The organism is Pseudomonas sp. ICMP 8385 (assembly GCF_002699915.1).
Lineage (GTDB): Bacteria > Pseudomonadota > Gammaproteobacteria > Pseudomonadales > Pseudomonadaceae > Aquipseudomonas > Aquipseudomonas gessardii.
On the sequence record NZ_LKBY01000002.1, the window covers coordinates 80,468 to 101,258 of the forward strand.

The 20,791-nt window shown below is 62.3% G+C and carries 20 protein-coding genes; 13 read left to right on the forward strand and 7 right to left on the reverse strand.

Features of this window, described 5'->3' with window-relative positions; all coding sequences use genetic code 11:
* Window positions 1–125: 125 nt before the first annotated feature.
* Window positions 126–758, forward strand: coding sequence for a TetR family transcriptional regulator (locus AO268_RS03180; RefSeq protein WP_099167879.1), 633 nt, complete (start codon window positions 126–128; stop codon window positions 756–758).
* 252 nt (window positions 759–1,010) lie between these two features.
* Here the strand turns inward: AO268_RS03180 and AO268_RS03185 are convergent, their stop codons facing one another.
* From AO268_RS03185 to AO268_RS03195, 3 genes are read right to left on the reverse strand one after another with little or no spacing between them, the layout of a single operon-like run.
* On the reverse strand, window positions 1,011–2,066 hold the full coding sequence (locus tag AO268_RS03185) for an alkene reductase (RefSeq protein WP_076964916.1): 1,056 nt from the start codon (window positions 2,064–2,066) through the stop codon (window positions 1,011–1,013).
* Between the two features lie 26 nt (window positions 2,067–2,092).
* Window positions 2,093–3,259 carry an MFS transporter gene (locus AO268_RS03190; protein ID WP_076964915.1) on the reverse strand — a complete coding sequence of 389 codons (1,167 nt, stop codon included), beginning with the start codon at window positions 3,257–3,259 and terminating at the stop codon, window positions 2,093–2,095.
* A gap of 10 nt (window positions 3,260–3,269) precedes the next feature.
* Window positions 3,270–3,584: an ArsR/SmtB family transcription factor gene (locus AO268_RS03195; RefSeq protein WP_076964914.1), complete on the reverse strand. Its 315-nt coding sequence runs from the start codon at window positions 3,582–3,584 to the stop codon at window positions 3,270–3,272.
* A gap of 154 nt (window positions 3,585–3,738) precedes the next feature.
* On the opposite strand from AO268_RS03195, the gene AO268_RS03200 reads away from it, so the two are divergent.
* Window positions 3,739–4,323 (forward strand): acyl carrier protein phosphodiesterase, encoded by a 585-nt coding sequence (locus AO268_RS03200; RefSeq protein ID WP_076964913.1) that lies wholly within the window; start codon window positions 3,739–3,741, stop codon window positions 4,321–4,323.
* 89 nt (window positions 4,324–4,412) lie between these two features.
* Here AO268_RS03200 and AO268_RS03205 read toward each other — a convergent pair whose 3' ends face one another.
* Complete coding sequence (locus tag AO268_RS03205) at window positions 4,413–5,204, reverse strand: lysophospholipid acyltransferase family protein (RefSeq protein WP_099167880.1); 792 nt, start codon at window positions 5,202–5,204, stop codon at window positions 4,413–4,415.
* Window positions 5,204–5,959, reverse strand: coding sequence for an L-ornithine N(alpha)-acyltransferase (olsB, locus tag AO268_RS03210; protein ID WP_057439788.1), 756 nt, complete (start codon window positions 5,957–5,959; stop codon window positions 5,204–5,206). The genes AO268_RS03205 and olsB overlap by 1 nt, the downstream gene beginning before the upstream one ends.
* 130 nt (window positions 5,960–6,089) lie before the next feature.
* On the opposite strand from olsB, the gene AO268_RS03215 reads away from it, so the two are divergent.
* The 9 genes from AO268_RS03215 to AO268_RS03255 all read left to right on the forward strand — a co-directional run bounded on the left by AO268_RS03215 (window position 6,090) and on the right by AO268_RS03255 (window position 15,199).
* The gene (locus AO268_RS03215) at window positions 6,090–6,968 is read left to right on the forward strand and encodes an acyl-CoA dehydrogenase family protein (protein WP_099167881.1); all 879 of its coding nucleotides are present in this window, start codon (window positions 6,090–6,092) and stop codon (window positions 6,966–6,968) included.
* Window positions 6,969–7,077: 109 nt separating this feature from the next.
* On the forward strand, window positions 7,078–8,160 hold the full coding sequence (locus AO268_RS03220; RefSeq protein ID WP_099167882.1) for a serine hydrolase domain-containing protein: 1,083 nt from the start codon (window positions 7,078–7,080) through the stop codon (window positions 8,158–8,160).
* Complete coding sequence (locus AO268_RS03225) at window positions 8,157–8,471, forward strand: amidase (RefSeq protein ID WP_099167883.1); 315 nt, start codon at window positions 8,157–8,159, stop codon at window positions 8,469–8,471. Before AO268_RS03220 ends, AO268_RS03225 begins: the two co-directional genes overlap by 4 nt.
* A gap of 108 nt (window positions 8,472–8,579) precedes the next feature.
* Window positions 8,580–9,755, forward strand: coding sequence for a M20 aminoacylase family protein (locus AO268_RS03230; protein ID WP_076964909.1), 1,176 nt, complete (start codon window positions 8,580–8,582; stop codon window positions 9,753–9,755).
* Window positions 9,756–9,812: 57 nt separating this feature from the next.
* Window positions 9,813–11,123, forward strand: a complete 1,311-nt coding sequence (locus AO268_RS03235) for a citrate-proton symporter (protein ID WP_099167884.1) — start codon at window positions 9,813–9,815, stop codon at window positions 11,121–11,123.
* On the forward strand, window positions 11,120–12,556 hold the full coding sequence (locus AO268_RS03240; RefSeq protein ID WP_099167885.1) for an amidase: 1,437 nt from the start codon (window positions 11,120–11,122) through the stop codon (window positions 12,554–12,556). The genes AO268_RS03235 and AO268_RS03240 overlap by 4 nt, the downstream gene beginning before the upstream one ends.
* Window positions 12,557–12,611: 55 nt before the next feature.
* On the forward strand, window positions 12,612–13,382 hold the full coding sequence (locus tag AO268_RS03245) for an IclR family transcriptional regulator (RefSeq protein ID WP_099167886.1): 771 nt from the start codon (window positions 12,612–12,614) through the stop codon (window positions 13,380–13,382).
* A 67-nt stretch (window positions 13,383–13,449) separates the two neighbouring features.
* Window positions 13,450–14,040 carry a YceI family protein gene (locus AO268_RS03250; RefSeq protein WP_076964905.1) on the forward strand — a complete coding sequence of 197 codons (591 nt, stop codon included), beginning with the start codon at window positions 13,450–13,452 and terminating at the stop codon, window positions 14,038–14,040.
* A 1-nt stretch (window position 14,041) separates the two neighbouring features.
* Window positions 14,042–15,199, forward strand: coding sequence for a phospholipase D-like domain-containing protein (locus tag AO268_RS03255; protein WP_099167887.1), 1,158 nt, complete (start codon window positions 14,042–14,044; stop codon window positions 15,197–15,199).
* Window positions 15,200–15,368: 169 nt separating this feature from the next.
* Here AO268_RS03255 and AO268_RS03260 read toward each other — a convergent pair whose 3' ends face one another.
* Window positions 15,369–16,562, reverse strand: a complete 1,194-nt coding sequence (locus AO268_RS03260; RefSeq protein WP_099167888.1) for a hypothetical protein — start codon at window positions 16,560–16,562, stop codon at window positions 15,369–15,371.
* Between the two features lie 325 nt (window positions 16,563–16,887).
* Window positions 16,888–19,182, reverse strand: coding sequence for a beta-glucosidase BglX (bglX, locus tag AO268_RS03265; RefSeq protein ID WP_099167889.1), 2,295 nt, complete (start codon window positions 19,180–19,182; stop codon window positions 16,888–16,890).
* Window positions 19,183–19,438: 256 nt separating this feature from the next.
* Here bglX and AO268_RS03270 point away from each other — a divergent pair, with 256 nt between their 5' ends.
* Window positions 19,439–20,047: a LemA family protein gene (locus AO268_RS03270; protein ID WP_029297013.1), complete on the forward strand. Its 609-nt coding sequence runs from the start codon at window positions 19,439–19,441 to the stop codon at window positions 20,045–20,047.
* A complete protein-coding gene (locus tag AO268_RS03275; RefSeq protein WP_099167890.1) occupies window positions 20,047–20,772 on the forward strand; it encodes a TPM domain-containing protein in 726 nt (241 codons plus the stop codon). Before AO268_RS03270 ends, AO268_RS03275 begins: the two co-directional genes overlap by 1 nt.
* Window positions 20,773–20,791 lie beyond the last annotated feature (19 nt).

The window sequence follows — 20,791 nt, forward strand, 5'->3', positions numbered from 1 at the left end:
TCCTGACAAAGCAACGCTGCAAGCCTCGATTCTAGTACGTTCGCCGCCCATGAAGGCGTCGTCCCATAATTATTCAGAAGGTGGTTATCCACCCCCGCACGTGTCCTGATTGAGGTGTTACTGCCATGGTTCGTCGTACCAAAGAGGAAGCTCAGGAAACGCGCAGCCAAATACTTGAAGCCGCCGAGCAAGCCTTTTATGAGCGCGGCGTTGCGCGCACGACGCTGGCGGACATCGCGGCGCGGGCCGGCGTGACGCGGGGCGCGATTTACTGGCATTTCAGCAACAAATCGGACCTGTTGCAGGCACTGCTCGACACGCTGCACGAACCCCTGGATGAATTGGCCAGGGCCAGTGAAAGCGAGGATGAGGTCGATCCGCTGGGCTGCATGCGCAAGCTGCTGATCCATCTTTTTCATCAGGTGGCCCTGGACCCGAAGACTCGGCGCATTAATGAGATCCTGTTCCATAAGTGCGAATTTACCGATGAAATGTGCGACATGCGCCGTCAGCGCCAGACCCACAGCCTTGAGTGCAACCTGCGCATCGTCCTGACACTGCGCAATGCAGTCCACCGCGGGCAACTGCCGGAAAACCTCGACACCGCTCGCGGGGCGGTGTGCATTTATGGCTATATCAATGGGCTGCTCGGTCAGTGGCTATTGGTGCCAGACAGCTTTGAGCTGTATCAGCAGGCCGAGCGTCTGGTGGATATCGGGCTGGACATGCTGCGCCTGAGCCCCAACCTGCGCAATTGATACAAAATGCGTAATTGCGTCCGCTTGTGTCAACAGTAAAGCCCAAGGACGGTCAATCATCCTTCCGGCTTATTTGTGGGGTGACGTTATATACGTGCTGGGGTCGGGTTGAAAGGTAGCCGGCTAAGTATTTTGTAGCGATATTGTTGCATTGCTGTGAAGGAGTGTTACTGAACCTGTGGGCGCGCGATTGCTTCACGATCCAATAAAAAGCCCCGGCTCTTGCGAGCCGGGGCTTTTGCGTTGCCGCGCTCAGAGCGCCAGGGTCGGGTAGTCGATGTAGCCGACCGGGCCTTGAGTGTAGAAGGTCTGCGGGTTGGCTTCGTTCAGCGGCGCATCGGCCTTGAGGCGCGCCGGCAGGTCCGGGTTGGCGATAAACGGTACGCCAAACGCCACCGCATCGGCCTTGCCCGAGGCCAGCCAGGCATTGGCGCTGTCTTTGGTGAAGAGCTCGTTGGCAATGTACGGCCCGCCGAACGCGGCTTTCAATTGCGGGCCCAGGCTGTCGCCGGCTTCTTGCTCGCGGGCGCAGATAAAGGCGATGCCGCGCTTGCCCAGTTCACGGGCGACGTAGGTGAAGGTTTCTGCCAGGTTGTCATCGCCCATGTCATGTAGGTCGGCCCGTGGCGATAAATGCATCCCCACGCGGCCAGCGCCCCAGACTTCGATCAGCGCATCGGTCACTTCCAGCAACAGCCGTGCACGGTTTTCCAGGGAGCCGCCGTACTCGTCGGTACGCTGGTTGGTGCTGCTTTGCAGGAACTGGTCGAGCAGGTAGCCATTGGCGCCATGCACCTGCACCCCGTCAAAACCGGCGGCCTTGGCGTTCTCGGCGCCCACGCGGTAGGCGTCGACGATATCGGCGATTTCCGCGGTTTCCAGAGCGCGTGGGGTCGGGTAGTCCGCCAGTGGGCGCATCAGGCTGACATGGCCGGCCGGCTGGACCGCACTCGGCGCCACCGGGGTTTCGCCGTTCAGGTAGGCCCCGTGGGAGATCCGCCCCACATGCCACAGTTGCAGGAAGATCTTGCCGCCTGCGCCGTGCACCGCCTTGGTGATGTTGGTCCAGCCGCGCACCTGGTCGTTGGACCAGATGCCCGGGGTGTCCGGGTAGCCCACGCCCATCGGCGTCACCGAGGTGGCTTCGGTGAGGATCAGCCCGGCAGAGGCCCGCTGCACGTAGTATTCAGCCATCAGTGCATTGGGCACGCGGCCAGCGTCGGCACGGCAGCGGGTCAGGGGCGCCATGATGATGCGGTTCGACAGCTGCACATCACCCAGTTTGATCGGATCGAAAATAGTCGTCATCGCAAATACTCGTCTGTTCTAAGTAATTAATGGGTCGCAGGGGCCAGGTTGGCGTCGCTGCTTTGGTGGAACGTGATCAACGTGACCAGCAGCGCCAGGATCGCCAGGGCTGCGGCGGCCAATGGCACGCTGGTCAGGCCGAAACCGTGGGCAATCACACTGCCGCCGACCCAGGCGCCGAGGGCGTTGCCGATATTGAAAGCGCCGATATTGAGGGTCGAGACCAGGTTGGGCGCGGCCTTGCCGAAGGTCACCACGTTGATCTGCAGCGCCGGCACGGCGGCAAACGAAGCGGTGGCCCAGAGGAACAGGGTGATTTCGGTGGGGATGATGGCGACGCTGGTCCAGGTCAGTGCGGTGGACACCACGGCCATGCTGATAAATACGCCGATCAGGGTGGCCGCCAGGCGCTTGTCCGCCAGTTTGCCGCCGATGATATTGCCCACGGTCAGGCCCAGGCCGATCAGCAGCAGGGTCCAGGTCACACCTTTGGGTGAGATGCCGGTGACATCCCCCAGCAACGGCGCGACATAGGTGAAGAGGGTGAACATCGATGCGGCAAACAGTGCGGTCATGCTCAGCGACAACCAGATCCCGGCCCCCTTGAGGGCTGCCAGTTCGGCGCGCATATCGAGTTTTTCTTCATCGCGCTTGGCCGGCAGGAAGCGGATCAGGCCGATCAGTGCGATTACGCCAATCACCGTCACGGCCCAGAAGGTCGAGCGCCAGCCGGCTTCCTGGCCCAGCGCGGTGCCCAGGGGCACGCCGAGCACGTTGGCCAGGGTCAGGCCGGTAAACATCAGGGCCACCGCCGATGCGCGCTTGTTGGCCGGCACCAGGTTGGCGGCCACCACCGAGCCAATGCCGAAGAAGGCGCCGTGGCACAACGCAGTCACCACCCGGGCAAACATCAGCACGTTGTAGTCACTGGCCAGGGCGCAGAGCAGGTTGCCGATAATGAAAATACCCATCAACGCGACCAGGGCCGCCTTGCGCGGCAGCCTGGCGGTGGCCAGTGCCATAAAGGGCGCACCGATGGCCACGCCCAGGGCGTAGCCGGTCACCAGCCAGCCGGCGCCTGGAATCGACACACCGAGGTCGGCCGCCACATCGGGCAACAGGCCCATGATGACGAATTCGGTGGTGCCGATGGCGAAGGCGCTTAAGGCCAGGATGAGTAGCGAAAGAGGCATGTGGGGTCCTTTACAGCGGTGGGCTGAGTTCTTCGGTGAGGGCCTGGATAAACCCTTGGATCACGTCTTCATTGCGGCGGAAAAAGTGCCACTGCCCGGCTTTCTGGCTGCTGATCAAGCCTGCCCGTTGCAGGGTGGCCAGGTGCGCCGACACGGTGGACTGCGACAGGCCGCAGCGCTGGTCGATCTGGCCGGCGCAGATGCCGTACTCGTGGTTGTGCACTTGCTCGGGGAACTGCACTTTCGGGTCTTTCAGCCAGTTGAGAATGTCTCGCCGTACTGGGTGTGCCAGGGCTTTTATTATGTCGTCGAGGTCAATGGACATGGCAGGGCTCGGTGTGGGTAAAACGTTATATCGCGATGAGGCGAACTTTAAATCGCTATATCCCGATATACCAATACGATTTTGATCTTGTAACTGCATAAATCGGTATATCGGGTTATAACGATACGTTGATGGCAGTGCTAAACTGCGCGCCATGAATTATCTCGCACATCTGCACCTCGGCGGCCAACTTCCTGCACAACTGCTGGGCAGCCTCTATGGCGATTTCGTCAAAGGCCGCCTGCAGGGCCAGTACCCCCCGCAAATCGAGGCGGCGATCCAGCTGCATCGCGCCATCGACCGCTTTACCGACAGCCACCCCTTGGTGGGGCAGGCGTTGTCACGGTTCACCCTGACCCGGCGCCGCTATGCGGGGATTGTCCTCGATGTGTTCTTCGACCATTGCCTGGCGCGCGATTGGGCACAGTATGCCGACCAGCCACTGGAGCGCTTTACCTCCCGGGTGTACCGGGTGCTGGCGGCTGAACCGCAACTGCCGGGGCGCCTTGCGCAGATTGCCCCTTATATGGCGGCGGATGACTGGCTGGGCTCCTACCGCGAGTTCGCGGTGATGGAGCACGTGCTGCGGGGCATTTCCCGGCGCCTGAGCCAACCCCAGGAGCTGGGCCAGGCGATGCAGGAACTGCGGGTGCTGTATGAGCCGTTGAGCGAGGATTTCCGGGTGTTCTATCCCCAATTGCAGGCCTATGCAGATAGTCAAATATCCACGCCGATCTAATGTGGGAGCTGGCTTGCCTGCGATAGCGGTGTATCAGTCGCCACTGCTATCGCAGGCAAGCCAGCTCCTACATTTTTTGCGTGTTTGCTTCAGGCCGCATACGCCGGGCGAACCGGCACCTGCTGGCTTTGTGGCACCGGCCCAAACAACGCCTTCTGCACCGCCTGCTGCGCCTGGTACGCCAGCGCCGCACGCTCCTGCCCGGCACAGGCAATGGGTTTAAGCAGATGAATCTCAACGTCGCCCTGATCATGGGCAAACAAACGCATCAGGTGCGAGAGCAAATCATCGTCACCAATAAACGGCGCGAGCGGATCAACCTGCCCATCGCGCAAATAACGGATCGCCACCGGCTGTAGCGCCACCTCGGCATCAATCGCACTGGCCAGTAGCCGGCCATGGAAGGTGCGCAGGCTGCGGCCATCGGTGGTGGTGCCTTCGGGGAACATCAGCAGCGGGTGTTTTTGCTCCAGGTGACGGGTCATCTGCTTGCGGATCAATTGGCTGTCCCCCGAGCCGCGGCGGATAAACAGGCTGCCGGCCTTGGCCGCCAGCCAGCCGGCCACCGGCCAGGTGCGCACCTCGGCCTTGGACAGGAATGACAGCGGCGTCACCATGCCTAGCAGCGGGATATCGGTCCAGGACACATGGTTGCTGACCCACAGCATCGGCTGTTGCGGCAGCTCGCCGTGCACGGTCACGCGAAAGGGCAGGGCATGGCTCAGGCGCGCCATGAAAAACCGCGACCAGCGCTGGCGCCGCACCATGGAGTTGGCGATCCCCAGGCGCTCGAACAGGCCAAACACCCCGGCCATGCTCAAGCCCAGGCTTACCACCAGCAGTACGCGGGCGATCCGCCCGTAGACCCGTAGGCGGCCCATCACATGGCCGCCTTGAAGTGGCGCGCATAACGCGGGCACAACTCGTCGCGCTTGAGCAGGATAAACACGTCGGCCACCTGGAAGTCCTCGTCCCAGCACGGCTCGCCGCAGATCTTCGCGCCCAGGCGCATATAGGCCTTGAGCAGTGGCGGCATTTCGGCGATGACGTTGGACGGCAGGTCCAGACTCGGCAGGGGCTTTTTCGGCTCGGCGCGCAGGTGTTCGTTGCACAGGTAGCGTTCGCGCAGGCGCTGCATGATCGCGTGGGCCTGGATGCCGCCGTCATGCATCGGGATGCTCGCGCAGCCCATCAGGTAGCTGTAGCCGCCCTGGTTGAGGACTTCGGCCAACTCGCCCCACAGCACCGCGATAGTGCCGCCGTTGCGGTAGGCCGGGTCGACACAGGTACGGCCGATTTCCAGGATCGGCCCCTGCAAATGCAACAGGCCGTGGAGGCTGAATTCTTCTTCGCTGTAGAACCGGCCCAGGGTGCTGGCCGCCTGGTGATCCAGCAACCGGGTGGTGGCAACCAGTCGCCCGGTGTTCAAGTCCCGTACGCCAATGTGGCTGCAGTGAACATCATAGTCATCCATGTCCAGGCCCAGTTCTGCGCCTTTGAGCTTGGCATTGAACTCGCCGCTGAAAACGCTGAAACGCAAGGCCTGGGCTTCCTGCAAGGCCTGGGCGCCGATCAGGCGTTCGGCTTGCAGACGGCGTTCATTGCCGGTGTCACTGATGCGGGCGATCTGAGTCATGGCGAGTCTCCAGGTGCCGGCCAGGGTTGCGGCCAGTCGACTTTGTTGTGCAAAGTCAGGCTATGTACCCCCGGTGTCATCTCCATGAATCTACGGTGACGCTTAGATGACAGCCCCCAAGGAGCCTTCCATGCCCTGGCACGCTTTGCTCGACCGACCTGCCCGACTGCCCGCCCACGCCAACCTGGCCGAGGGCTACAGCGTTTTATTGCAACGCCTGGGGCAGGTCACGCCCTTCGAGCTGGCGACCCAGGGCGCGCGCCTGATGGCCACGCCCGGCCTGGCGTTCCTGGTGGGCTATCAAGCGGCGTTGCGCGCGTTATGGCCCAGCGCGCCCCACAGCCTGGGCGCCCTGTGTGCGACCGAACAGCGCAGCCTGCGCCCGCTGGACATGCAAACGCGCCTGGATGACCTGCGCCTGAGCGGGCGCAAGGACTTCGTCACCGCCGGCGATGCCGCCGACTGGCTGTTGATCGCCGCCCGCTGCGAGGCCGCGGATGAAAAGCCGCGCCTGACCCTGGCCGTGGTGCTGGCCGGCGAGCCCGGCGTACGGGTGGAACCCTTGCCCGCGATCGCCTTGATGCCCGATATCAGCCACGGCCGCGTCCACCTCGACCATGCCGCTTGCGAGCGCTTGCCGGGGGATGGCTGGGACGATTACGTCAAACCCTTCCGCACCCTGGAGGACAGCTATGTACTGAGCGCGATGACCGCCTGGCTGCATGGCATCGGCCAGGAGTGTGCCTGGCCCCAGGCCCTGCGCCTGCAGTTACTGGCGTTGCTGGCCGGCTGCGCCGAGGTCATTCGCCAACCCAGCGCATCGGCGGCGGGGCATGTGGTGTTGGGGGGATTGTTTGCGCAGTTCGAGGCGCTGAAGCCACAGATCAATCAAGCGATGGCCGAAGGGGCGTGGGCCGCCATGTGGCAGCGCGACCAGGCCGTGCTGGACCTGGCCGCCAGCGCCCGGGCCAAACGCCTGGAAAAAGCCCTGAACCCAGCCCCCCGCTGACTGTGGGATGAGCGTGTGTGGGAGCTATGGGGTGGTTCCCAGGCCTGTCGCCAAACCGTCATTTATCTGCATTAGGCTCGCGGGCTTGAATGCCCCCGAGTGCTTGTCCATGGTCAAAGGCCTGCTGTGCGTCGCCTGGCTGCTGTTCACCGCTACCGCCCATGCCCAGACCTGGCCGGCAAAGGATTGGTCCCAGGGCCCGCAGTTGGCCGGTCCCGCCGTCAAGGCGCTGGAGGACTATGCGTTCCCGGCGCGCAATGACATCACCCGCGAAGGCATCCGCACCGACGCGCTGCTGGTGATCCGCGATGGCGCAGTCATTTATGAGCGCTATGCAGCACCGACCACCGCCACCACGCCGCACCTGACCTGGTCCATCAGCAAAAGCCTGATGGCCACCGTCCTGGGCGTGGCGTACGGCGAAAACCGCTTCAAACTGAGCGACCCGGCCGCGCGCTTTTATCCACCGATGAAGCAGCACCCGACCATTACCCTGGGGCACCTGCTCAATTGGGCCTCGGGCCTGGACTGGCAGGAAGACTACGAATACGCCCCGCTGAAATCCTCGGTGGTGGCCATGCTCTACACCCGTGGCCGCGCCGATATGGCGGAGTTTGCCGCCCAGAGCACTCCCTTCGCAGCACCAGGCCAGGCCTTTCGCTACTCCAGCGGTGACAGCAATCTCGTGTCTGCCGCCCTCAAGGGCATGCTCGGGCACAAGGCCTATGTCGATTACCCGTGGACCGCGCTGTTCACGCCTTTGGGCATGCGCAGTGCGACGTGGGAAAGCGATGCCACTGAAACCTTCGTTGCCTCGTCCTATGCCTACCTCACTGCCCGCGACCTGGCGCGGGTCGGCTTGTTGATGGCGCGGGACGGGCGTTGGGGCGAGCGGCAATTGCTGCCCAAGGCCTGGGTCGACTTCAATCGTCAACCCCTGGCGCAGTACACGGCGGGCCAGGACGAAGCCGTGCCCGGCGGCCACTGGTGGCTCAACCGCCAGGTACAGGGCGCCGCCAGGCCCTGGCCGGATGCGCCCGAGGATACCTTCGCGGCCTTGGGGCACTGGGGCCAGGCGTTGTATGTGTTGCCCGAGGCGCAGTTGGTGATCGTGCGCTACGGCGATGACCGCGACGGCCGCTATCGCCACAACGAACTGCTCAAACGCGTGCTCGCGGCGGTGCAACCATGATCCGTCGTCGCCCGTTTATCAGCCTGTTTCTCCTGCTGTTGCTTGTCTTGCTGGGGTGGCTCTGGCATGAGCGCGTCAACCTGCAAGCCTTCCCCGACATCATCGCCGCCTACACCGCCAAGGAGTACTGCTCGTGCCGGTATGTGGCGGGCAACCCGGCGGACTATTGCCTGGGTTACGTGAAGCAATACATCCCCACCAGCGCGTTTGCCGATCACCCGGACACCCGCCTGGTCACCGCCAGCGGCCTGGGCCGCAGCCACAGCGCCCAATGGCTGGGCGAGCGCCAGGGTTGCCGCCTGCTGCCCTGAGGTTCCACAGGGTGGAACCACCTTTGATTGTCCTCGCACGCCCATCGCGGTTATCTGTGGTGGTGCCACAAAAAAGAACGGGAATACCCGCCTGCGAGGAGAATCACCATGCGCCCACACCAGCACATCCTGGATTGGCTGAGCGATGTCGCCAGCGACCTGCACGCCGTGCGCCAGGACATCCACGCCCACCCCGAACTGGGGTTTGAAGAAAACCGCACGGCGGCCCTGGTCGCCCAATCCCTGAAAAACTGGGGTTTTGAGGTGCATACCGGCATCGGCCACACCGGTGTGGTCGGCGTGCTGCGCAATGGCCGCAGCACGCGCACCCTGGGGATCCGTGCCGACATGGACGCCTTGCCGATCATCGAAAACACCGGCGTCGCCTACAGCAGCCAACACGCCGGCTGCATGCATGCCTGCGGTCACGACGGTCACACCACCATGCTGCTGGGCGCTGCGCGCTACCTGGCGGCGACGCGTCAGTTCGACGGCACCCTCAACCTGATCTTCCAGCCGGCCGAAGAAGGCCAGGGCGGCGCCGAAGCGATGCTTGCCGATGGCTTGCTGGAGCGCTTCCCCTGCGACGCGTTGTTCGGCATGCACAATATGCCCGGCTTGCCCGCCGGCCACCTGGGCCTGCGGATCGGGCCGATGATGGCTTCCCAGGACCTGCTCACCGTGACCCTCGAAGGCGTCGGCGGCCACGGCTCCATGCCGCACCTGACCGTGGACCCGCTGGTGGCCGCCGCCAGTACGGTGATGGCCTTGCAGACGGTGGTGGCGCGCAATATCGACGCCCAGGAAGCGGCAGTGGTGACCGTCGGCGCCCTGCAAGCAGGGCAGGCTGCCAACGTGATTCCCCAGCAGGCCATCCTGCGCCTGAGCCTGCGCGCCCTCAATGCGCCGGTGCGCGAGCAGATGCTGGAGCGGGTCAAGGCAATCATCCAGACCCAGGCCGCCAGCTTTGGCTGTACCGCGCAGATCGAACATCGCCCGGCCTACCCGGTGCTGGTCAACCATGGCGCCGAAACCGAGTTCGCCCGCCAGGTCGGCATTGCCTTGCTCGGTGAGGCCGCGGTCGATGCCAATACGCCCAAGTTGATGGGCAGCGAAGACTTCGCCTGGATGCTCCAGCGCTGCCCCGGCAGCTACCTGTTTATCGGCAACGGCGTGTCGCGGCCGATGGTCCACAACCCCGCCTATGACTTCAACGACGAGATCCTGCTGACCGGCGCCGCCTACTGGGGCGCCCTGGCCGAGAGCTGGCTCAAGCCGGCCTGACGAACTGCCTTTTCCTGCCGCTGGACCTTTCCTCAACAGGTTGAATGGAGTGTTCTCATGCAGACTTCAATAAAAGGCGTGTCCCGCACCCGGCAAGTGGTCGCGGCGGTGGTCGGCAACGCGCTGGAGTGGTACGACTTCATCGTCTATGGCTTTCTGGCCAGCATCATCGCCCGGCAGTTCTTCCCCTCGGACGATGAGTACGCCTCGCTGCTGATGGCCCTGGCCACCTTCGGGGTGGGCTTCTTTATGCGCCCGGTGGGCGGCATCCTGCTTGGCATGTACGCCGACCGCAAAGGCCGCAAGGCCGCCATGCAGTTGATTATCCGCTTGATGACCGTGTCCATCGCGCTGATCGTGTTTGCGCCCAACTACGCCGCCATCGGCATGGGCGCGCCGCTGTTGATCGTGGTGGCGCGGATGCTCCAGGGTTTTGCCACCGGCGGCGAATATGCCAGCGCCACGGCGTTCCTGGTGGAAAGCGCACCGGCCCATCGCAAGGGCCTGTACGGCTCCTGGCAATTGGTCGGGCAGTGCCTGGCGGTATTTGGCGGCGCGGCGATGGTGGCGTTGGTCACCCACTTCTTTTCCCCAGAGACCCTCGACCTGTGGGGCTGGCGCCTGCCGTTTGTGTTCGGCCTGCTGATCGGCCCGGTGGGCTTGTGGATTCGCCGGCACATGGAAGACCCCGAGGAATTTATCCAAGCGCGCAAACAGGCCACCGGCCCCGCGCCAAGCCTGATGGATGTATTGCGTAACCATCGGCGCAGCATCCTGGTGAGCATGGGCCTGGCCTGCGGGGCGACGGTGTCGTTCTATGTGGTGCTGGTGAATATGCCGACCTTCGCCCACAAGAACCTTGGCCTGCCGCTGGATCAGGTGTTGATGGTGCAGATGTTCGCCGTGGCGTTGATGACCGTGGTCATTCCCTTGTCCGGCCTGCTCTCGGATCGCCTGGGTCGGCGACCGGTGTTGATGGGCTTTACCTTGGCGTTTTTCGTGATGGTCTACCCGCTGTATGTGTGGGTTGCGGCGGCGCCGTCCATCGAGCGCCTGCTGGTGATGCAAGTGATGCTGTGCACCGCCATTGGCGGCTTCTTCGGCCCGGCGCCGACGGCCCTGGCCGAGCAGTTTCCCATCGAGGTGCGTTCCACCGGCGTGTCGGTGGCTTATAACGTGGCGGTGATGGTGTTCGGCGGTTTCGCCCCGCTGATTGTCACCTGGTTGAGCAAAGAGTTGGGCACACCGGTCGCGCCGGCGTTTTATGTGCTGTTTGCTTGCGTGCTGACGCTGCTGGGCACCTACTGCATGCATGAAGCGCCAAGGGCCGCGGCGCCGGCGCGGTTTGCCAAGGGGGTGAAACCTTGAACATCGTTGAACTGGATGCGCTCGGGCTGTCCCGGGCGATCCATGCCCGGCAGGTGTCCTGCCACGAAGTGATGCAGGCCTACCTGGCGCAGATCGCGCGCCTGAACCCCTCGGTCAATGCCTTGGTGTCGTTGCGTGACGAAGCCGATGTGCTGGCCGAAGCCCGTACCTGTGACCTTGAGCTGGACCAGGGCCGTTCCCGTGGCTGGATGCACGGCATGCCCCAGGCCATCAAGGACCTGGCGGCGACCAAAGGCCTGCGCACCACCCTGGGTTCGCCCCTGTTCGCCGAACAGATGCCCGCCGAAGACGCCATCGCCGTGGCGCGGGTGCGGGCCAGCGGCGCGATTATCATCGGCAAGAGCAACGTGCCGGAGTTCGGCCTGGGTTCGCAGACCTACAACCGCGTATTCGGCACCACCGGCAATGCCTACGACCCGGCCTTGGCGGCGGGCGGCAGCAGCGGCGGGGCGGCGGTGGCCCTGGCGTTGCGCATGCTGCCGGTGGCTGATGGCAGCGACATGATGGGCTCGCTGCGCAACCCGGCGGCGTTCAACAATGTGTTCGGCCTGCGCCCGTCCCTGGGCCGCGTGCCCCATGGCCCGGCGCCGGAAGTGTTTGTCCAGCAACTGGCCACCGAGGGCCCGATGGGCCGCAGTGTGGCGGACGTGGCGCAACTGTTGAGCATCCAGGCCGGGTATGACTCGCGGGTGCCGTTGTCGCTCAAGGACGATCCCCGCGTCTTTGGCACGGCGTTGGCCCGGGATTTCAAGGGCGTGCGCCTGGGCTGGCTGGGGGACTATAACGGCTATCTGCCGATGGAAGAGGGCGTGCTGAGCCTGTGTGAGTCGGCCCTCGGCGATTTCAGCGCGCTGGGTTGCGCGGTCGAAAGCTGCCAGCCGGACTTTTCCATGGCGCGCCTGTGGCAAACCTGGCTGGTCCATCGTCATTGGCTGGTGCAGGGCGCGCTGGGGGCGGCGTATGCCGACCCGCAAAAACGTGCGTTGCTCAAGCCCGAAGCCCAATGGGAGGTGGAGGGCGGCCTGGCCCTGAGCGCGGCGGATGTGTATCAGGCGTCGCTGGCGCGCAGTGACTGGTATCGTGCCCTGGCCAGGTTGTTTGAACGTTACGATTTCCTGCTGTTGCCCACCGCCCAAGTGTTCCCTTTCGATGCACAACAGCCCTGGCCACGCGTCGTGGCAGGGCAAACCATGGACACCTATCACCGCTGGATGGAGGTGGTGATCGGCCCGACATTGGCCGGCCTGCCGAGCATGAGTGTGCCGGTGGGCTTCAACCCGCAAGGCTTGCCCATGGGCCTGCAAATCATCGGCCCGGCCCAGGCGGATCGCGCCGTGCTGCAACTGGCGTATGCCCATGAGCAACTGACGCACTGGGTGCAGCGCCGCCCCCCGGAATGCCTGGGCGGGTGACGGCCTGTATCTTGCTGTGAAATTCGTTCATCCACCCGCAATCGGAGATCGAGCCATGGGCAGCAACGTCGACACAGGGACTGTACGTTCAGTGGAGCGGGCACTGGCCATCATCGAGCTGCTGGGCGAGCACCAGGCCCTGGGGCTTGAAGAACTGCATTACCTGACCTGCCTGCCCAAGGCCACGGTGTCGCGGATGCTGCTGACCTTGCAGGAACAGGGCTGGATCTATCGCGGCCTGAGCGACCGGCGCTATCGCCTCAGTGCCCAGCGCTTGTTTGGCGATACCCAGCAACGCTTCAAGCGGCGCCTGGTGGAGTGCGCGGCGCCCTGGCTGGTGGAACTCAGCGAACGCACCGGGCTGGTGGCGGATCTGTCGAACTTTGACGGCGAGCGCCTGGAAGTCATGGAAAGCGCGATCCCCACGGTATTGCGCAAGCTGTACCCGAATAACTGCCAGATCGTTGGCCAGCATGCCAGCCTGTTCCATTCGGCCATGGGCAAGGCGTGCCTGGCCGAGCTGGCGGTTGACGAGGTGCAGCGCTTGGCCTGTCGCGAACAGGTGGCGGCCGACGATCAGTACCGCGCCTGCGAGCAATCCCAACACCAGGGGTTTGGCCAGCGCACCGAAGGGTACTGGGAATACCCGGTGCGCTTGCCATTCCTGATCCGCGCGGTGGCGTTGCCGGTGCGGGCCAATGGGCGGTTGGTGGGGAGCATGGCGCTGCATTGGCCCATGCACCAGGCGCCGGTGGAGCGGGTGTTGAGTTTGCATCTGGCGAGCCTGGAGGCGACCGTGCAAGGGGTGCAGCACGCACTGGTCTAAACATTGCGTACAACAAGCCGGCCAGTTAAGGTTTGTGCAGGTTTTTCTGCGCGCGAGTGTTTAATTAATGTTCAACGCATCCGTCTTCAAGCCCCTGGCCTTCCTGCTGCTGGCCGCTGCCGCCATGCCTGCGCAGGCCGCCTGGTATCTGGATAACGAATCCTCACGGCTGTCGTTCGTCACCACCAAGAACACCGATATTTCCGAAGTCCAGCGCTTCCTGGTGCTGCACGGCAAGGTCGACGAGAAAGGTGCCGCGCAGGTGGAAGTCGAGTTGGAGTCGATCAACAGTGGCATCCCGCTGCGTGACGAGCGCATGCGCAACGAGCTGTTCCAGATCAAGGCTCAGCCCAATGCGCTGATCAACGCGCAAATCAACCTGCAGCCGCTCAACGACCTGGCCACCGGCGCGCAGCTGGAGTTGCGCCTGCCGCTGTCGGTCACCCTGCATGGCAAGACCCAGGCCTACAACGCCGAATTGCTGATCACGCGCCTGGACGACCGGCGTTTCCAGGTGGTGACCCTGGAGCCGTTGGTGCTGCATGCCAGGGATTTTGACCTGCTCGCCGGTGTCGAGACCTTGCGCAAGGCTGCCGGCCTGGATGCGATCAGCCTGTCGGTGCCGGTGGGTGCGGTACTGATTTTCACGGCGCGCTGAGATGGGCGGCGCGGTGTTCCCCTGGCGCAGCGCCAACCGCTTTGAATTGCTGATCGACGGCGCGAATTTTTTCCCGCAGATGCTGGTGAGCATCGCCCGTGCCGAGCATCAGGTGGAGCTGGAACTGTACCTGGTGGAGGCGGGCGCCTGTGCCGAGGCGATGGTCCAGGCCCTGGTGCAGGCGGCCGAGCGCGGGGTACAGGTGCGTTGCCTGTTCGATGACTACGGCAGCCTGGCATTTACCCTCAGCCTGCGGCGGCGCCTGACCGAGGCCGGGGTGGAGCTGCGCTTCTACAATCGCCTGCGCTGGCGCCGCTGGATGCGCAACCTCTACCGCGACCACCGCAAACTGCTGTTGATCGACCAGCACGTCGCCTTCGTGGGCGGCACCGGGGTTACTGATGAGTTCTGGACCCCAGGGCAAGATACCTGTGAGTGGCATGAGGTGATGGTGCACATCAGCGGCCCGTTGGTGCTGGACTGGCAAGCCCTGTTCGACCGCCAATGGCGGGTCAACGATCACCGCCGTGCCTGGAAACCGGCCACGCACTTCGGCCTGCCGCGCCTGCCCAAAGTGCCGGCAACCGGGTCGGGCCTGGGGCGGGTGGCCTATGCCGATGCCGGCCAGCACCGGGACATTTTGCAGTCGCTGATCCGCGCCTTGAACAGCGGCCAGCGCCGTATCTGGCTGGCCACGCCGTACTTCTTGCCTACCTGGAGCGTACGCCGGGCCTTGCGCCGCGCGGCCGGGCGTGGCGTGGACGTGCGCCTGCTGCTGACCGGGCCACGCACCGACCATCCCTCGGTGCGTTACGCCGGGCACCGCTATTACCCGCGCCTGCTCAAGTCCGGGGTGAAGATCTTTGAATACCAGCCGTGCTTCCTGCACCTGAAGATGGTGCTGGTGGACGATTGGGTGAGCATCGGCTCGTGCAATTTCGATCACTGGAACCTGCGCTTCAACCTGGAGGCCAACCTGGAAGCCCTGGACCCGGAGTTGACGCTGGCGGTGGCGGGCAGTTTCGAGCGCGATTTTGCCCAGAGCCAGGCGGTCAGCCTGCAAGCGTGGAAGGCCCGGCCCTTGTGGCGGCGGGTGAAGCAGCGGGTGTGGGGGTGGATTGATCGGTTGGTGGTGAATGTGTTGGATCGGCGGGGTTAGAAGGGCACCTCAGGGCAAATGAAGGTGAGGGGCTTGGGTCAGTGGCAGTGCCGGCCAGGTATGTCATGACAGCCTAATAGTCCAGTTGGCCCTGGGGTGTCGCAGTAACTGGCCCCCTGAATCATTGAGGGGCCAGGGTTAGACTCTATTTAGGTGTTTTATGTGATTGTTAATGGTTTGTGATTGATGAGATTTCAATTGCTAGCTTTTCTTGTTCTTCTGCAAGTTTTTTATATTGTTGGTTTGTATAAGTTGTCTCAAAGTCGTTAATTAGGTTTTGCTGCTTGAGAATGGACTCATTGCTGTGGTCCTGCGATTTGGTGGTTTCTGGGAAAGATTCATTGTCCAATAGGTCTTTAGCCTCTTTGTGGGCGCTGGCAATGTCTTTGTTGTTGATTTTAAGGTCATAAAAATTTTGCACTAGTTCGAGAGGTACAGTATCAGGCCTCTCGTTATTGAATTTTATACCGTTTCCAGTTGGATCGATTATTTTTGAAATATCAAGCAGCGGTGTGAGTGCCTCACGAAGATCTGGGAACTCTTTCAGGGGGAAAGATTTTTCTTTGTTGTCCAACGTTATTGCCTGAACTAGGCCTGTTGCAGAGTCGTAAGTCATCGAGTGAATATCAATTTTGTTTTCTCTTGCCCAATCCTTCACTGCTCTATTCATAAATGCGTTTTCAGCCAGGCTCAACCATTTTCCAAGCGTTGAATCTTTAGGGACTTGAACCATTGGCGAGGGGCTTGCCGAGTCGCCCTCCTTGAGTTCCAGCAGTGCATTGGCGACATTCTTGGCGAGTTGGCTATCGCCGACAGGGTTCAACTGGGCATTGATCCTTTTGTCTTTGTCCAGCGTCTTTTGAAGCGTATCAGCCCCCATTTTCTCGTCGACGCCATTCTCCGGTGGTGGTGGCTTGGGGGCAGGCGTTGGTGTTTCCTGCGGATTCAGGGCATAGAACAGGTCATTGGCTTCGTCGGCGCCTTCTCTTTTTGGGAGAGCGGGCGGGGGGGATGGGGTCAGTGTATTGAACAGGTCATCAGCCTCCTTGGCGCCTTCTCTATCTGAGGCGGTGTCAGACCTTACCCGGCGGGAAAGAGTCTCACCCGTTGTCTTTTCTTCAGCCGTCTGCGGTGAGTTGAACGCAGGCTGTTTGCTTTTCAAGACGGCTTCTTTGAACGTGCTGTAAGCCGCAGCCGCCTCTGGATTGAACGAGGCTTTTTGGGCCTGTGGTCCGTCAGGCTGCGGTGTCTGAGCGAAGGTGTTGGATGCCTGTGTATTGGGTTGCTGTGTGACAGCCGAATCTGTCAACGGAACGGTGGGTATAGGCAGGTTTGATACAGGCGAGGAAATGTTTAGAGTCATTTATAGAGTTCCGTAAATTAAATGATCTTAGGTGTGAGTGAAGCCGTTAGTTGTGTGGAGATATTCGGGGTTTCGTTCCGCCTGAGGTGTTTCTATCGATTTCATGGTGCATGTTTTAAATAGATTTATTCTTGTTTTGATTGTTGAGGTGTTTTTATAGGTATTGGTTTTGGTTGTTTGAACTTTAGGTTCTGGCCAGTGGCTTCATTGGTTCGGAAGTCGGCTGTTGGATTCAGTCGATTCGGCGGGGCGGGTAAACGCGGGGGCTGCAAGCTGCAAGTTAAAAGCGAGTTGTTTTCGCTTGCAACTTGCAGCTTACGACTAACTATTCCAGCAATTCAAAACTCTGCTGCTGCACATCCTGGGAATCCAGGCCGATCTGCACATTGAACTCGCCCGGCTCGGCGGCGAACTTGAGCAGGGTGTTGTAGAACTTCAAGTCATCCTCGCTAATGCTGAAGTGCACCACCTTCGATTCACCGGCCTTGAGCAGGATCTTCTGGAAGTTCTTCAGCTCCTTGATCGGGCGGATCATCGAGCCGGCCACATCCTGGATGTACAGCTGCACCACGGTTTCACCGTCAAGCTTGCCGGTGTTTTTCAGGGTGACGCTGGCGTCGAGCTTGCCGGTCTTGTTCAGGGTGGTGGACGACAGCGCCATGTCCGACAGGCTGAAGCGGGTGTAGCTCAGGCCATAACCGAACGGATACAGAGGGCCGGTGGTGTCGTCGAAGTACTGCGAGGTGTAGTTGCCTGGTTTGCCCGGGGTGAACGGCCGGCCAATGGTCAGGTGGTTGTAGTAGGTCGGAATCTGCCCTACGGAGCGTGGGAAGGTGATTGGCAGCTTGCCCGACGGGTTGTAGTCACCGAACAGCACATCGGCAATCGCGTTGCCGCCTTCGGTGCCGGCGAACCAGGTTTCCAGGATCGCGTCGGCTTGCTGGTGCTCTTCGAGGATCGACAGTGGCCGGCCGTTCATCAACACCAGCACCAGCGGTTTGCCCGTGGCTTTCAAGGCCTTGATCAGGTCGCGCTGGCTTTGCGGGATGTTCAGGTCGGTACGGCTCGAAGATTCATGGGACATGCCACGGGACTCGCCCACGGCCGCCACCACCACATCGGCGCTGTTCGCGGCCTTGACCGCTTCGTCGATCAGTACCTGGGCCGAACGCGGGTCATCCACCACTTCCGGGGCATCGAAGTTGAGGAAGTTCAGGTAGTTCACCACCGCCTTGTCGCCGGTGATGTTGGCGCCACGGGCGTAGATCACCTGGCCTTTTTCGCCGATCACCGCGTTCATGCCGTCCAGCAGGGTCACCGACTGCGCAGGTTTGCCGGCGGCGGCCCAGCTGCCCATCATGTCGATCGGGGCCTTGGCCAGCGGGCCGACCAGGGCGATGGTCGCGGATTTCTTCAGGGGCAGGGTGTCGTTGTGGTTTTTCAGCAACACCAGGCTGCGCCGCGCGATATCGCGGGCTTCGCTGCGGTGCAGGCGGCTTTCGGCATAGGTGTCGGCCGGATCATCCTCGGCCTTGCCGATACGCAGGTACGGGTCGGCAAACAGGCCCATGTCGTACTTGGCACCCAGCACTTCACGCACGGCGTTGTCGATGTCGCTCTGCTCGATCTCGCCGGATTTCAGCAGCCCTGGCAGTTCCTTGCCGTAGAGCTGGTCGTTCATGCTCATGTCGATGCCGGCCTTGATCGCCAGCTTGGCCGCTTCGCGACCGTCCTTGGCCACGCCGTGCTTGATCAGCTCGAAGATCGCGCCGTGGTCGCTCACCGTCAGGCCCTTGAAGCCCCACTCTTTACGCAGCAGGTCGTTCATCAGCCAGGTGTTGGCGGTGGCGGGCACACCGTTGATCGAGTTCAACGCCACCATCACCCCGCCAGCACCGGCCTTGATTGCCGCGTGGTAGGGCGGCAGGTAGTCCTGGTACATCTTGACCGGGCTCATGTCGACCACGTTGTAGTCGCGACCGCCTTCCACCGCGCCGTACAGGGCGAAGTGCTTGACGCTGGCCATGATGCTGTCGGCCTGGGCCGGGCTCGGGCCCTGGAAGGCCTTGACCATCACTTCGCTGATGCGCGACACCAGGTAGGTGTCTTCGCCAAAGCCTTCGGAGGTCCGACCCCAGCGCGCGTCGCGGGAAATATCGACCATTGGCGCAAAGGTGAGGTCGAGGCTGTCGGCGGCGGCTTCCTTGGCGGCAATGCGCCCGGAGCGGCCGATGGCGTCCATGTCCCAGCTCGACGCCAGGGCCAGGCTGATCGGGAAGATGGTGCGGTGGCCGTGGATCACGTCATAGGCGAAGAACATCGGGATCTTCAAGCGGCTGCGCATGGCCGCGTCCTGCATCGGACGGTTTTCCGGGCGGGTGATGGAGTTGAACGTGCCACCAATGCGCCCGGCGGCGATTTCCTTGCGGATCATCTCCCGGGGCATTTCCGGGCCGATGCTGATCAGGCGCAATTGGCCGATCTTTTCATCCAGGGTCATTTGCCCGAGCAGGTCGCTGACGAACGCGTCCTTGTCCTTAAGCGCAGCGGGCTTGGTCTCGGCAACGACGGAGTGACTGGCCAGAGTGGCAACAAGGCCCAGCAAACACAGCTTTTTCATGAATATCCTTTTTCGGCGTACTGCGCAGCGTTCAGGTAAAACACTGCTCGGCCAAAATGTGGGGAGCGACTATTGTTGTTCGGGTGTTGTGTGGATAAATACCGCACACTTGCGGGCTCTTTATGAACTATCCATAAAGAAGGGCATCTTTTAGCTGATTGGCTCGCTGTAATCCAGTAGTGGCGGATTATGCCCCAGGCGCGTGATGTATAGGGGTCAGTCGTTAAATTCCATAAGGTTGGTCAGGAGACACACCATGCAAGCAGCACAGACTATTCGATGGGGCTGGAAAGCCGCGGCCCTGCTACTGATCAGCAGCGTGCTCAGTGGTTGCGGCATCAACAAGATCCCGACCCTGGACGAGCAGGTCAAGGCGGCCTGGGCCCAGGTGCAGAACCAGTATCAACGGCGTGCCGACCTGATCCCCAACCTGGTGGAAGTGGTCAAGGGCTATGCGGCCCATGAGCAGGACACCCTCACCGCCGTGATCGAAGCGCGGGCCAAGGCCACCTCGATCCAGGTCGATGCCAGCACCCTCGACAACCCGGAAAAACTCAAGCAGTTCCAGCAGGCCCAGGAAGGCCTGAGCGGTGCCCTTAGCCGCCTGATGGTGGTGTCCGAGCGCTACCCGGACCTGAAGGCCAACCAGAACTTCCTGGCCCTGCAATCGCAGCTCGAAGGCACCGAAAACCGTATCAGTGTGGCCCGTCGCGACTTTATCGCCGCCGTGCAGGCCTTCAACACCGAGATCCGTACCTTCCCTGGCCGCCTGTGGCACAGCGTGATGTACAGCGACTTGCCGGTGCGCGCCAACTTCGAGGCCACCAGTGCCGATGCCGATAAAGCGCCGCAAGTGAAGTTCTGATGGGCCAGCGCGTTTGGTGGCTGGCGGCGTGGCTGCTGTCTTTTTGCCTGACGGCCCAGGCAGCACCGGACTTTCCGGCGCTGACCGGGCGGGTGGTCGATAACGCACAAATGATCGACCCGCCGGTGCGGGCGCAACTGAGCCAGCAATTGCAGACGCTGGAGCAGACCACCGGCGCCCAGGTGGTGGTGGTCACCGTGCCTGACCTGCAAGGCCTGCCCATTGAAGACTTCGGTTATCAACTGGGCCGGCAGTGGGGCATCGGGCAGCAGGGCAAGGACAACGGCGCGTTGCTGATCGTGGCCCGGGACGAGCGTCAGTTGCGCATCGAAGTGGGCTACGGCCTGGAAGGTGTGCTCACGGATGCGCAGTCGTGGGTGATCATCAATCAGGTGATTGCGCCCAAGTTCAAGGCGGGCAATTTCACCCAGGGCATCAGCGACGGCGTGGCGGCGATGGTGCAGGTGGTCGGCGGCGAACCGCTGGCGGTGCCGGCCCATGTGGCCGACCCCAATTTTGCCAAGGACAACCCGGTGTTCTCCATCGGCCTGTTCATTCTGTTGCTGGTGGTGTTGTGGCTGTGCAACCGCATGGGGCTGCCGGTGGGCGCCATCCTGCTGGCGATTCTCAGCAGCAGCGGGCGTGGCGGTGGCGGTGGTGGCGGCGGCGGTTTCCGGGGCGGCGGCGGTGGTTTTGGCGGCGGCGGGGCTTCAGGTGGCTGGTAATGACAATAACTAAAGAGCA

Excerpts from the sequence above, each read along its gene's own strand:
- AO268_RS03255 (WP_099167887.1), top strand. The coding sequence starts at position 14,042 with ATGGGCGGCGCGGTGTTCCCCTGGCGCAGCGCCAACCGCTTTGAATTG.
- olsB (WP_057439788.1), bottom strand. The coding sequence starts at position 5,959 with ATGACTCAGATCGCCCGCATCAGTGACACCGGCAATGAACGCCGTCTG.
- AO268_RS03270 (WP_029297013.1), top strand. The coding sequence starts at position 19,439 with ATGCAAGCAGCACAGACTATTCGATGGGGCTGGAAAGCCGCGGCCCTG.
- AO268_RS03180 (WP_099167879.1), top strand. The coding sequence starts at position 126 with ATGGTTCGTCGTACCAAAGAGGAAGCTCAGGAAACGCGCAGCCAAATA.
- AO268_RS03185 (WP_076964916.1), bottom strand. The coding sequence starts at position 2,066 with ATGACGACTATTTTCGATCCGATCAAACTGGGTGATGTGCAGCTGTCG.
- AO268_RS03195 (WP_076964914.1), bottom strand. The coding sequence starts at position 3,584 with ATGTCCATTGACCTCGACGACATAATAAAAGCCCTGGCACACCCAGTA.
- AO268_RS03215 (WP_099167881.1), top strand. The coding sequence starts at position 6,090 with ATGCCCTGGCACGCTTTGCTCGACCGACCTGCCCGACTGCCCGCCCAC.
- bglX (WP_099167889.1), bottom strand. The coding sequence starts at position 19,182 with ATGAAAAAGCTGTGTTTGCTGGGCCTTGTTGCCACTCTGGCCAGTCAC.
- AO268_RS03275 (WP_099167890.1), top strand. The coding sequence starts at position 20,047 with ATGGGCCAGCGCGTTTGGTGGCTGGCGGCGTGGCTGCTGTCTTTTTGC.
- AO268_RS03220 (WP_099167882.1), top strand. The coding sequence starts at position 7,078 with ATGGTCAAAGGCCTGCTGTGCGTCGCCTGGCTGCTGTTCACCGCTACC.
- AO268_RS03200 (WP_076964913.1), top strand. The coding sequence starts at position 3,739 with ATGAATTATCTCGCACATCTGCACCTCGGCGGCCAACTTCCTGCACAA.
- AO268_RS03205 (WP_099167880.1), bottom strand. The coding sequence starts at position 5,204 with ATGGGCCGCCTACGGGTCTACGGGCGGATCGCCCGCGTACTGCTGGTG.
- AO268_RS03230 (WP_076964909.1), top strand. The coding sequence starts at position 8,580 with ATGCGCCCACACCAGCACATCCTGGATTGGCTGAGCGATGTCGCCAGC.
- AO268_RS03250 (WP_076964905.1), top strand. The coding sequence starts at position 13,450 with ATGTTCAACGCATCCGTCTTCAAGCCCCTGGCCTTCCTGCTGCTGGCC.
- AO268_RS03190 (WP_076964915.1), bottom strand. The coding sequence starts at position 3,259 with ATGCCTCTTTCGCTACTCATCCTGGCCTTAAGCGCCTTCGCCATCGGC.
- AO268_RS03245 (WP_099167886.1), top strand. The coding sequence starts at position 12,612 with ATGGGCAGCAACGTCGACACAGGGACTGTACGTTCAGTGGAGCGGGCA.
- AO268_RS03225 (WP_099167883.1), top strand. The coding sequence starts at position 8,157 with ATGATCCGTCGTCGCCCGTTTATCAGCCTGTTTCTCCTGCTGTTGCTT.
- AO268_RS03260 (WP_099167888.1), bottom strand. The coding sequence starts at position 16,562 with ATGACTCTAAACATTTCCTCGCCTGTATCAAACCTGCCTATACCCACC.
- AO268_RS03235 (WP_099167884.1), top strand. The coding sequence starts at position 9,813 with ATGCAGACTTCAATAAAAGGCGTGTCCCGCACCCGGCAAGTGGTCGCG.